Annotated in this window: 11 protein-coding genes (1 of these 11 cut by a window edge); 8 read left to right on the plus strand and 3 right to left on the minus strand. The window is 41.7% G+C overall.

The annotated features are described in order from the left end of the window. Window positions 1-5 precede the first annotated feature (5 nt). The 3 genes from KOE27_RS01310 to KOE27_RS01320 form a co-directional block, all read right to left on the minus strand. Window positions 6-1208, minus strand: a complete 1203-nt coding sequence (locus tag KOE27_RS01310; protein ID WP_215237071.1) for a putative sugar nucleotidyl transferase — start codon at window positions 1206-1208, stop codon at window positions 6-8. A gap of 130 nt (window positions 1209-1338) precedes the next feature. Next, entirely contained in the window at window positions 1339-1581 is a 243-nt protein-coding gene (locus tag KOE27_RS01315; RefSeq protein ID WP_215237072.1) for a type B 50S ribosomal protein L31, read from the minus strand. A gap of 119 nt (window positions 1582-1700) precedes the next feature. Next, entirely contained in the window at window positions 1701-2612 is a 912-nt protein-coding gene (locus tag KOE27_RS01320) for a sugar phosphate isomerase/epimerase family protein (RefSeq protein ID WP_215237073.1), read from the minus strand. Window positions 2613-3068: 456 nt separating this feature from the next. Between KOE27_RS01320 and KOE27_RS01325 the strand changes: the two genes are divergently transcribed. The 8 genes from KOE27_RS01325 to KOE27_RS01360 form a co-directional block, all read left to right on the plus strand. Further along, a complete protein-coding gene (locus KOE27_RS01325) occupies window positions 3069-5513 on the plus strand; it encodes a ribonucleoside-diphosphate reductase subunit alpha (protein WP_215238318.1) in 2445 nt (814 codons plus the stop codon). A gap of 202 nt (window positions 5514-5715) precedes the next feature. Next, window positions 5716-5991 carry a response regulator transcription factor gene (locus KOE27_RS30010; protein ID WP_406566845.1) on the plus strand — a complete coding sequence of 92 codons (276 nt, stop codon included), beginning with the start codon at window positions 5716-5718 and terminating at the stop codon, window positions 5989-5991. Between the two features lie 293 nt (window positions 5992-6284). Next, complete coding sequence (locus KOE27_RS01335; RefSeq protein WP_215237075.1) at window positions 6285-6593, plus strand: hypothetical protein; 309 nt, start codon at window positions 6285-6287, stop codon at window positions 6591-6593. 111 nt (window positions 6594-6704) lie between these two features. After that, window positions 6705-7628, plus strand: a complete 924-nt coding sequence (locus KOE27_RS01340; RefSeq protein ID WP_215237076.1) for an O-antigen ligase family protein — start codon at window positions 6705-6707, stop codon at window positions 7626-7628. A gap of 167 nt (window positions 7629-7795) precedes the next feature. Further along, on the plus strand, window positions 7796-8428 hold the full coding sequence (locus tag KOE27_RS01345; RefSeq protein WP_215237077.1) for a tetratricopeptide repeat protein: 633 nt from the start codon (window positions 7796-7798) through the stop codon (window positions 8426-8428). After that, a complete protein-coding gene (locus KOE27_RS01350; protein WP_215237078.1) occupies window positions 8425-8991 on the plus strand; it encodes a stage II sporulation protein M in 567 nt (188 codons plus the stop codon). Before KOE27_RS01345 ends, KOE27_RS01350 begins: the two co-directional genes overlap by 4 nt. Before the next feature lie 5 nt (window positions 8992-8996). Then, window positions 8997-10205 (plus strand): ABC transporter permease, encoded by a 1209-nt coding sequence (locus KOE27_RS01355; RefSeq protein ID WP_215237079.1) that lies wholly within the window; start codon window positions 8997-8999, stop codon window positions 10203-10205. A 586-nt stretch (window positions 10206-10791) separates the two neighbouring features. Next, window positions 10792-11590, plus strand: the 5' portion of a protein-coding gene (locus tag KOE27_RS01360) for a transglutaminase-like domain-containing protein (RefSeq protein ID WP_215237080.1). 41 nt of this gene lie beyond the right edge of the window; the window shows 799 of its 840 coding nt (coding positions 1-799); its start codon is at window positions 10792-10794; the stop codon falls past the right edge of the window.

Here is an 11590-nt window from a genome sequence, read left to right on the forward strand (position 1 = left end):
CTGGTTCATTGTTTTTCTCTGTGTGCGGCGGTTAGTTCAAAAATCCGGGCCAGTATATCTTCTTCATGCATTCCAAAATGTACATTTCTCCGGTTTACCGTGTCTTTTGCCACCGCCAGGGCTTTTTGAAACCGGTATTCGGTGAACCCTTCCATGCCACCACCCCAGCTGAAAGAGGGTATGTGCTTGGGCTGGAAGCCTGCACCAAATACATTGACACTTATGCCAACAACGGTTCCGGTGTTGAACATGGTGGAAATACCCGCTTTGGAGTAATCGCCCATCATCAACCCGCAAAATGTTAAACCGGTGTTTTTTAGTGTATTACTTGCATAGCTGAACAGTTTTACTTCGGAATGATCATTTTTCAGGTTAGAGTTATTCGTGTTGGCTCCCAGGTTGCACCATTCTCCCAGTACCGAATTGCCCAGGTATCCGTCATGGCCTTTGTTGCTATACCCGAATACCACCGAATTGCTTACTTCACCACCTACTTTGCAAAACGGCCCCACGGTAGTATTCGGACGGATTTTAGTTCCCTGTGCCAGCACGCTGTTTTCTCCCAAAGAAAATGGCCCCTGGACCATAGAACCTTCCTGTACAAGAGCGTTTCGTCCAATAAAGATAGGCCCGTTTTCGGCATTTAATACCGATGCTTTTACGACGGCACCTTCTTCAATAAATATTTTTTCGGGATGATAGCAGCTTGTGAAAGGATCGGTGATGGGTTGTGCTGTTTTTCCCTGCGTAATTTTCCCGAAGTCGGAGATGATCTGGGCTCCGTTGTACAGGAAAATATCCCATACGTTTCTTATCATGGTGAAAGGTTCACGATGAATGACCGATGCCGGGAAATTAGCGATCAGTTCGGTAAGGTCCGGAGTTACCTCGGTGGTTCGGGCTGCCAGTATCTCTCCTTGTTCGGATATCAGAATTTCGCCGGAGCGGATACTTAAGACCCGTTTCAGCAGGTTTTCGTCCGGGCAAAGCGCACCATTGATATGAAGCGAATCAGCAGAATGGCTGCCAGCGAATTTATGCCTCAGATAGGGTTCGGTAGTATAAGAAACATGGGTTTTTAGCCATAGTTTCCATTTTTCGGCAATCGTCAGAATACCGCAGCGTATTCCTGCAACAGGGCGTGTGTAGGTAAAGGGCAGGAGTTGTAAACGTATTACGGGCTCGTCAAACAGAATGATTTCTGGCATATTAAATTGAAGTATGTGTTGCCAAAGTTCGCCCATTTTTCTGGTGCTTACAAACAACAAGGCAGCCTCTTTTAAGCTTTCGCCTTAGAGACTGCCTTGATTTGAAGCATACCGGATAACCGCCGAACGATTATTTTCCGTAACGCTTTCTGAATTTGTCCACACGACCTGCTGTATCCACCAATACATTTTTACCTGTATAAAATGGGTGCGATTGTGAAGAAACCTCTACCTTATATACCGGGTATGATTTGCCATCTTCCCAGGTAATATTTTCATTGGTTTCTATGGTAGAACGTGTAATGAATTTGTAGTCGCTTGATAAATCCCAGAAAACTACCTCTCTGTATTTGGGATGAATATCTTTTTTCATTGGTATATGGTATTATGTGTTCTTTGCAATTCTTGAAAAGGATTGCAAAAGTATTAATTTAAAATTGACTGAGCAAATAATAGCAAGCTATATTTTAATAAATTGAATCTCAGCCGTATCTAAACCTCGCTAATCTGCTTCCTGAGTACTTCAATTCCTGTTTTTATCTCTTTGTCAAAATCATTGTATTTGAAACATTCAATGGATAATCCACCCTTGTAACTGATTTGTTTGAGAGCTTTAAGATAGGGGCGGAAATCGTCTCCCATGACGCCGGGAGGAGTTCTTGACTGTTTCTCGGCAATATGACAGTGTACGATGTATTTGCCATACTTAACAATTTCTTTTGGAGATTCATCCTCTTTTAACATATGGTAGATGTCACAGAGCAACTGTACTCTGGGGCTTCGTACCGCTTCTACGATTTCCACACCTTCGGCCAGGCTATTGATAAAATTGGTTTCTCCGCGGTTCAGAGGCTCAATGGCTATTGTTACTCCGTATTTTTCGGCCAGAGGTGCCATTTTTCTGCAAACTTCAATGTGCTGTGCTTTGGCTTTGTTTCGGTCATAACCGTCCGGAATGATCCTTGAAGCACCGCTTCCAAATACAATATAAGATGAGCCGCATTCCTTGGCGCGTTTCAGTGCCAGTTCGGTGCGGTTCAAAATGGCCTCATGGTTGGCATCGGGGCCCAGGGTTTTCAGTTCGCCTGGTAACAGGATCACGTAGGACCAGATCGGGAATTTGAGATTATGGAGTTCCTGCAGATTCTGGCCGAATTTTGCTTCGCCGTCTTTTGGGAGCAGGAAGCCGCCAACAGATTCCTCTATATAGGTACATCCCAGCTCCCGGAGGTACCTGGCATGGTCGTAAGAAGCAAACACTCCCAGGGAAATGGAATACATAGGGTTGCCGGGATTCGTAAAGCCAGCGGCAGCCAGTGCCGGGTATGCTGCCAGTCCGGTTAAGGCGCCGGCCGTTGTTTTCAAAAACTTCCTTCTGGATGCGGGATCGTCGTACGGTTTCATGTCGATTTTTATGGGGGATTAGGTAGTCGGTTTTGTTAAAAGATGCTTACTTTCAGGAGATGCCTGATCTTGAAAATAAAAATTCCGATAAGTTGTGAGCTATACTCGTTTTTAAGAAGTTCACCGATTTTTTATATCAATCGTCTGTAAATCAGTATAATGTTATTTTTTGAATTGAAAAAAGTTAACAAATTTTGTACATCTTATAAAATTATGCCCCGGTAAAGAATTTATAAAAAGATATTTCAAAAAATCTTTAGTGTTAATAAACGCATAACCGCCTTGTAATAAGATTTTTAACAATTTGTTAATTCCGGCTTTGCGGATAATCATTAAAAATGTCTTAAAATGAGGGTTGTGTTTTTGGTTTTTTTAATGTTATTTCAAAAGATTTTTACTGAATATCTTCTTCATTAAAGCCACAAATTACATCACAAAAAGCGATATTATATGTCTATGTATGTCATAAAGCGCGACGGTCGCCGCGAATCGGTTAAATTCGATAAGGTAACCGCCCGTATTGAGAAGCTGAGCTACGGCCTTGATACCAACTACATTCAGCCCATAGAAGTGGCTAAAAAGGTAGTATCGGGCATTTACGATGGGGTTACTACTGCCGAGCTGGATAATCTTGCGGCAGAAACAGCCGCTTCTATGACTACTAAACACCCAGATTACGCGATTCTGGCAGCACGTATTGCCATTTCGAATTTACATAAAAATACGCTGAAGTCCTTCTCTGCTACCATGAAAAGGCTTTATACTTATGTAGATTCCAAAACCGGAGAAAATGCATCCCTGATTTCCAAAGAGGTATATGAGGTGATCCGCCAGAATGCATCGCTTTTCGACTCTACCATTATATACGACCGTGATTATGGATATGACTATTTCGGTTACAAAACACTGGAAAAATCTTACCTGCTGAAAGTAGACGGTAAAATAGTGGAACGTCCTCAGCACATGCTGATGCGCGTGGCAGTGGGGATTCATCAGGAAGACGTGCATGCGGCCATTGAAACCTATAACCTGTTATCGGAAAAATGGTTTACGCATGCAACACCTACTTTATTTAACGCAGGTACTCCCAAACCCCAGATGTCGTCCTGTTTCCTGCTAACCATGAAAGAGGATAGCATCAATGGAATATATGATACGCTGAAAAACTGTGCGCTTATTTCGCAGTCGGCCGGGGGAATCGGGCTGAGCATACATGATGTACGCGCAACGGGTTCTTATATTAAGGGCACCAATGGTGTTTCCAATGGTATTGTCCCGATGTTAAGGGTATTTAATGATACTGCCCGGTATGTGGACCAGGGAGGAGGCAAACGTAAAGGTTCCTTTGCCATTTATATGGAGCCATGGCACGCGGATATATTCGATTTCCTCGACCTGAAAAAGAACCACGGTAAGGAAGAACAGCGCGCACGCGATTTGTTTTATGCACTCTGGATTCCGGACTTGTTCATGAAGCGGGTTGAGGCAAACGATACCTGGTCACTTTTTGACCCTCATGAATGCCCCGGGCTCTCTGACACGCACAGTGCAGAGTTTGAAAAGCTTTACGAGCAATATGAGCTTGAAGGCAAAGCACGCAGGACCATTAAAGCGCAGGATCTTTGGTTCGCGATCATGGAGTCACAGATCGAGACGGGAACACCTTATATGCTTTACAAAGATCATGCGAACAGCAAATCCAACCAGAAAAACCTGGGAACGATTAAATCTTCCAATCTTTGTACAGAAATCATAGAGTATACCTCGCCCGACGAAGTTGCAGTATGTAACCTCGCGTCCATAGCATTACCTAAGTTTATCGAGCAGGGCAAAGACGGTTTCATGCGTTTTGACCACCAGAAATTGTATGAAATAACGAAGGTCATTACCAGGAACCTCAACAAGATTATTGATCTTAATTACTATCCGATACCCGAGGCAGAGCGAAGCAACAAAAGGCACCGTCCGATCGGTATCGGAGTACAAGGCCTGGCGGATGCATTTTGCTTGTTAAGGATGCCATTTGATTCCGATGAGGCACGCCAGCTGAACAAGGATGTTTTTGAAACCATCTATTTTGGTGCGATGGAGTCATCTATGGAATTAGCCAAAGAGCATGGAGCATATGAGAGCTGGGCAGGCAGCCCTATTTCCCAGGGAATATTCCAGTTTGATATGTGGGGTGTAACACCAGAGAGTAATCGCTGGAACTGGGAAAAGCTTAGGAAAGAGGTGGTACAGAACGGGGTGCGCAACTCCCTGCTGCTGGCTCCGATGCCAACCGCCTCTACCAGCCAGATCCTCGGTAACAACGAATGTTTTGAGCCTTTCACTTCCAATATCTATGTAAGAAGAGTTCTTTCAGGAGAGTTTGTGGTGGTCAATAAATACCTGCTGAAAGACCTCGTGAAATTAGGACTGTGGAATGAAGAGATGAAGAATAACCTGGTACGCGCCAGCGGGTCCATCCAGCCGATCCCGAATATTCCCCAGCATATCAAAGACCTGTATAAAACTGCATGGGAAATTAAGCAGCGCAGTTTGCTGGATATGTCTGCCGACCGAGGCGCGTACATCTGCCAGTCGCAGTCGCTGAACATATTCATGGAAGAGGCCAATTTTGGCAAACTGACTTCCATGCACTTCTATGCCTGGAAAAAAGGGTTGAAAACCGGTATGTATTACCTGCGTACCCGTGCCGCATCAGATCCGGTACAGTTTACGCTTAGCAAACAAGCGGAACCACAGCTGGAGCCAGCTACCGCAGTAATTGCTGAAAAGGAGCTGAATTACGTGCAGTATGCAGAAGAACATACCAAACCCGTTATGCCAAGAGATAACCGCTCCGATATGCAGTGCTCACTCGATGATCCAGAAGGATGTGAAGCTTGCGGATCGTAAGGTTTAAGTTTAAAGTATTCGGAAAGGCCCTTGCTGGAAAGTGAGGGCTTTTTTGTGAGGCTTACTAAGGCTTTTAAAATTAATTCGTTTGTGGATACGATATAATTTTTTGTTATTGCCTAAAGTTTTTCTCCTCACACTCAACGGAAAACAGGCAACGTTGTGAAAAATGAATGAATTTCTCATCTCATTTTTTATATTCATGCACACTACCCGTACACATTTAGAAACTTCACATAAGAACCTTCAGACACTTACACCCCGGGAATGGGACGTTCTGCTGCTTATTGCAGAGGATAATCCAAGTGATGAAATTGCTGATAGGCTACACATAACTACTGCTAGCCTAAAAACATACCGCGCGCGAATTGCAGAAAAGCTGACGATTTCTGGACGAGACGGGGTAGGCAGGTATGCCCGGAAGAACAGGGAGTATCTCAGGAATATGCATAAGAGGTTATATTTTATCTCTTTTTAGGCATATAAATACAATTAATTATTTAATTTTTTATATAAACTGCTAGCCTAAGGTAGCAATTTATGCTGAAAATGAGGTGTAGGTTTGTATACAGAAAATCCATCACAGGAGGGATTATGATGATTAAAAATGAAAAATAGGAACATTGAAGCGAGGAGGCAGGAGTGGTTTATGCCATCTTTTATCGTGGTTTTATATGCACTGTTACAAGCAAAGTTTTTTATTTCCATGATGAATTTAAGGTCGTTTGGATTGGAAAAGGATGCGTTTCTAGTCTTCAATATTATATTTTTTTGGTATTCGTACTTTCTGCGATTGTTGTTTGGGTGATCGTTTCTCTGGTATGTCATTGGACCGCGTTGCTTTTTGACGGCGCATCCAATTTTAGGGATTTTTTGTTTTTCTCAGGTTATGGATTTGGAGCAATAGCTATAACGTACATTGTTGTACTATTTGTATATATGACTGGTATTCCGAAAGGTTTGATCATTGAGCAAATGCAGCAGGATGCATCATTTAAGAGTGCGTTGAAACTCATCAACATTGGTTTTATGATGTATTATTTGTGGGTTGTTTATGCATTGTACAACCAAATTCGTTAAGTCAACGACATTGGTTGCGGGGGGTAATATAAATTATAAGTTTTGACGTCAGACATATGCTATTTAAATGAATATTTGTGATTTCTTTTTCCTATTAACTCGTGTTATTTTGTGTATTTTCCTTCGATAGAAATTGTAATTTCCACTGTTAATTTGGGTGTGTTAGCTGGTATTCTTAGCTTGGTTTTATTTAGGAGAGACTACAGGGTAATTATTGAGAGAAAAGTTGTTGTTCTGGCAGTTTTCTCTTGCTTTTCATTTTTATCAGGTTTCTTCACGTCGAGTAACTTACATTTTTTTAGAGTAGTTACTATTTTTCATGCGACTGCTGTCTTTTTCGTGATTAGTCAGACTGTCAAGTTAAAATGGATTACTGTTCTTTTACTTATGTTGTTGCCTTGCATAGTCGAGCTTTCGCTAGGTTATCTGCAATTTTTCAATGTAATATTAAATTCAAATAGGTTTTTTCAAATAGGTGGTTCAATGGGTAATCCAGCACCTTTTGCCAGTTACATTGCCACATGTATTCCTTTTGCCTTTTATGCGAGCTTGAAAACTGAGGGAGAAAACAGGCTACTGGGTTACGTGGGATTAACGGTACTGATGCTTTCTTTGGCCCTTCTTCCATATACGCAATCCAGGAGCGCAATTGTGGCGACAACGATTGGGATGCTGTTTATGCTGGATCAGAAATATCGATGGTATTGTCAAGTCAGAAAGTATCTAAAAAGTAAAGGTTTGCTGACTATGGTGATGATTGTCTCCCCCCTTGTGCTTGGCAAATTGTTGCACTGGTTGTATTTGGTAAAACTGGATTCGGCTCAGGGAAGGTTTCTTGTATGGAAGGGTGCGTTTTCGTTAATCAGAGACAACTTTTGGAAAGGTGTGGGTTTGGCAATTTCCCGAGGAGCTATGCAGCATATCAAGCCAATTATTTCGGTTCTGGGAAGGGTACACCCCGTGAGAAATTCCTGGCGGATTATGTCACAACTGCCTACAACGACATTTTGGAACTCACAGCAGAAACAGGCATAGTAGGAGGTGGGCTATTTGTGTATTTCCTCTGGCTTAGTGTGAAACACATTCGTACTGTTGTTATAAGCAAGGAAGAAGAGGGATTTCGACAGGCTACCCTGGCCTCTTTATTAATAATGAGTGTTTTGTCATTAACCACATACACGCTGAGTGTTTTTCCAATACAGATGAATTTATTTTTTCTTTTGGGTTATTATAATTCTATTGGTGTAAGTGCGACGAGGTCTAGTGTGATCAGTCTCGGGCCCTGGTTTGCCAAACTGTTCGCTGTTGGATTACTGGGCCTTGTCGGCTGGCTGGCGTATTTTCAATATAGGAATTACCAGGCGCGGGTTGTCCTTAGGCAGGGTGTTATACTTGAGTCTCAATACAAATCAGTGGAGGCAATTGCCAAATATGAAAGTGTTTATCCTGTGTTTAGGCACGATGGGGATTATCTTTTTAAGTACGCTTACATTCTTGCCCAGCAGAAGAGATATGCCCATAGCAATAGGTTACTAAGCCAGGCAAAGGATATCACCGGATCTTACAATGCGTATACACTATTAGGTGAGAACCAGTATAAAATGAAACAATATGGGGAGGCGGAGAAGAATTTATTGTATTCGTGCAACCTGATACCGTCCAAATTCTATTGCAAACATCTGCTACTAAAAGTGTACATGGACTCGGGCCAATACAAAAAAGCAAAGATCCTGCACAATGAAATATTGAAAATGCCGGTAAAGGTGCCGTCTCTTGCGGTCAATGAAATGATCAGTGATACCCGGTTGATTGGTAAACAGTTACAGTCATTATGAGAGCGAGCTATTGGAGATTGGTATTGTTGTCAGCGTTGATGTGGCTACTTCCTTTCGGTTTAAGGGTGGTGTTTACAACAGAGCTTGCAATAGAAACAAAAAACATGAGTAAGGCTCAAACCAGTGCAGATCCTTTTAAAAAAACGAGCTTTTATCTTTCAAAAGGGGACCAGTATGGAGCTTTTTTGTCGATTTGGAAAAATAATGCAACGGTCGGCATTTACAATGTATTGGGTGGGATTTTATTGGGTATCGGGACAATACTGAATCTGATCATGAATGGTTACGTCACTGCTGATATTCTTGCTTCCATTTATTCTGCCGGGGGGTTAACTATTGGGCAACTATCAAAATTGACTTTACCGCATAGTATTGAGTTGTTGGGTATCTGGATGTGCAGTGGTATAGGATTAACAATTGCGCGGTTCATTTTTCGATATATTAAAAGAGAAATTTTTCCGGAAGTCAGAGAGTTGAAAAGTCTTTTATTCTACTTCATTTTTGGCCAGGTAACCGTATTGGTTGCGGCATGGTTGGAAATATATGTTTCTCTTAAGTTATAGATGGTATGATTGATAACCTGCTTGAAAATAAGCTCCGGAGCATACTATGTGGGGTAGGGATATCCTGGGGTATTCTGATAGTCACCCTGTTGCTTGGTGTGGGGAAGGGGTTTGAAGAGGGTGTTAAAAGGCTTTTTGAGGGCTTTGCCAAAAATACCATGTATGTGTCGTCTGGAAGTACATCGATTTCGGGTGCTGGGTCAGCTATTGGTAGAAAAGTTTCTTTTGGGAGGGATGATCTGCTCTTTCTTCGTGAGTCTATACCATCCATTATTCATATTTCCCCCGAGGTAGCCAGGTTAGGGATTGCAAGGAAAGGTGTAAATAGTGGTTCATTTACGATTAAAGGAGTTTCGGAGGCATATTTCAACATCAGATCTGTTCATCTTTCGAACGGGAGATTGATCAACAGGATGGATTTGCTGAAAGGAAGAAAAGTGGCAGTGATCGGTTCCAGCGTATCGAAAGTTCTTTTTAAACAAGACAAGAGTATCATTGGCAGTTATATTGAAATTGATAGCGAGAATTATAAAATAGTGGGAATAATCAGGAATAGTTTGCTTTCTGCCTTGGAATCAGGCCTCATTTATGTTCCATTTTTAAGTTTCCAGAGGCAATTCAATTCTACAAAAAATATAGACACCATCGTTTTGAGTCATAGTGATTCAAATAATTCCAGCGAGGTAGAAGATTGGATACGTTCAATTATGGCATACCGATATAAGTTCAATAGTAAGGATGATAAGGCATTAATATTCAATAACCTGACAGAGCAAACCAAGGCAGTGAATGGCTTTTTCTCAGGCTTGAAGAAATTTCTTCTTTTCATAGGTATCAGTACACTGGTAAGCGGTATAATCCGGGTGACTAATATGATGTTCATATCTGCTAAAGAGCGTACGAAGGAAATCGGATTAAGGAAAGCAGTTGGTGCAAAACGAAGCAGTATCATTTTTATGTTTTTTAAAGAATCGGTTGTCCTGACTATTTTCTTTGGCTTAGCGGGTATGCTTTTGGGAATGGGATTCCTCAAACTAATCGGTTACTTCTCCTCGTCAATTGTCGACAACGAAATTTTTGATAAACCGGTACTAGACCTACCAGTCGTGATTGTTTCGATTTCATTGCTTGTGATATCGGGAATCGTGTCAGCAGTTTTTCCAGCTTATTACGCTGCATCTCTTAGCCCCATTGAAGCCCTGAGAGCGGAATGATTAATTTTTGCTTAAATTTTGACCGAATGTCATGAGGTTTATCTTTCTTGTAGTACTTGTATTGGTAGTGAACTGTGATGGTGGGCAATCAAGAAAGAAGCTTTCTGGGGATGTGTCAGCGGTGAAACGGCTGGAACTTCAAAGCGTTTTGGCTCATTATAAAAATAATGGTGACACACTGCACTACAATACTGCTTTATTCCTGATCCGGAATATGCCTGGTTTATCATCAATGGATTTGATAAAAAAAATCGAAAGGCCAGATGTCCGATACATAACGGCGCAGTATCTCATTGACAATATTGATTTAGCCTTTCAGCAATGCGGAAAATTGTTGAGCGACGGAAGTCTGCCTTTCCGGGATTTCTGCGAATATGTACTTCCATATCGGCTCGGGAATGAAATGCTATCCGATTGGCGGGAAAAAAGTCTCTGGAAATACAGAAACCTGGGTGATAGCATGGACCTTATTAACGGTAATAGTTCAAAATATTGTTATGTTGTATCGGCGATCAATAGTGGATTAATAGGCCAATTCAAATACAGTTCAAAGTCAAAACCTGCAAATTTTCAAACCTAGGAGGAATTGACGGAGGCCAAAACAGGTGATTGCTGGGCAATGACCAATACGATTACTTACCCTTTACGTGCATTAGGCATTCCAGCAGCAATAGATTTTATCACTAATTGGGGGAATGCAAACGGGGGTGGTCATGCATGGAACGCCTTGGTGCTAAATAATGGTAAGGATATTCCGTTTCTTGGTTTTGAGGCCTCCCCACCTGATTATAGCCCTTTCAGGATATATAAGTCAACAAAGCGGTATCCTCCCAAAATCTTCAGAAAGACATTTTCAACGAACACAGCGGCATTATCTAACCTGGTTAGCGCGACTGATGCCATACCTTCTAGTCTAAATTTTGACAGATTCGTTGATGTCACGCATCATTACCTGCCTACCAAGAATATCAAAGTCACTTTGAAGAGTAAAGTTTGCCCTGAGCTAGCCTACCTTTCTGTTTTTTCAAATGGTTTCTGGCAACCTGTTTACTGGGCAAAGGGAAATTCAGGCTCATATATATATGACAGAATGGCTACAGGACTGTTATATATGCCTATCATGTTCGGCAATTCGAAGATCAATGGGGCTCTGGATTATCCATTTGCTGTACTTGAACAAGGAATAACTCGGTTTAAACCTGAAAAAGATAGATTACAAGATATTATGATTACCAATACGCAATCGTTGGAACTCGATGCCTTAGCTTTATTCGGTTTGGATATATCTAGTGAAACTTTTTATCACCGGATGGAAGCAGTGATGTCAGATGAAAACAGGAGTAAACCCATCAATGGTAAAATATATAAACTGTTTTATTGGGACT

It is taken from the genome of Dyadobacter sp. CECT 9275 (genome assembly GCF_907164905.1).
GTDB classification, from domain to species: Bacteria; Bacteroidota; Bacteroidia; order Cytophagales; family Spirosomataceae; genus Dyadobacter; species Dyadobacter helix.

What these genes read in the sequence shown, in the direction of transcription:
- KOE27_RS01310 (WP_215237071.1), bottom strand. Translation starts at nt 1,208, where the DNA reads ATGCCAGAAATCATTCTGTTTGACGAGCCCGTAATACGTTTACAACTC.
- KOE27_RS01315 (WP_215237072.1), bottom strand. Translation starts at nt 1,581, where the DNA reads ATGAAAAAAGATATTCATCCCAAATACAGAGAGGTAGTTTTCTGGGAT.
- KOE27_RS01320 (WP_215237073.1), bottom strand. Translation starts at nt 2,612, where the DNA reads ATGAAACCGTACGACGATCCCGCATCCAGAAGGAAGTTTTTGAAAACA.
- KOE27_RS01325 (WP_215238318.1), top strand. Translation starts at nt 3,069, where the DNA reads ATGTATGTCATAAAGCGCGACGGTCGCCGCGAATCGGTTAAATTCGAT.
- KOE27_RS30010 (WP_406566845.1), top strand. Translation starts at nt 5,716, where the DNA reads ATGCACACTACCCGTACACATTTAGAAACTTCACATAAGAACCTTCAG.
- KOE27_RS01345 (WP_215237077.1), top strand. Translation starts at nt 7,796, where the DNA reads ATGAATTTATTTTTTCTTTTGGGTTATTATAATTCTATTGGTGTAAGT.
- KOE27_RS01350 (WP_215237078.1), top strand. Translation starts at nt 8,425, where the DNA reads ATGAGAGCGAGCTATTGGAGATTGGTATTGTTGTCAGCGTTGATGTGG.
- KOE27_RS01355 (WP_215237079.1), top strand. Translation starts at nt 8,997, where the DNA reads ATGATTGATAACCTGCTTGAAAATAAGCTCCGGAGCATACTATGTGGG.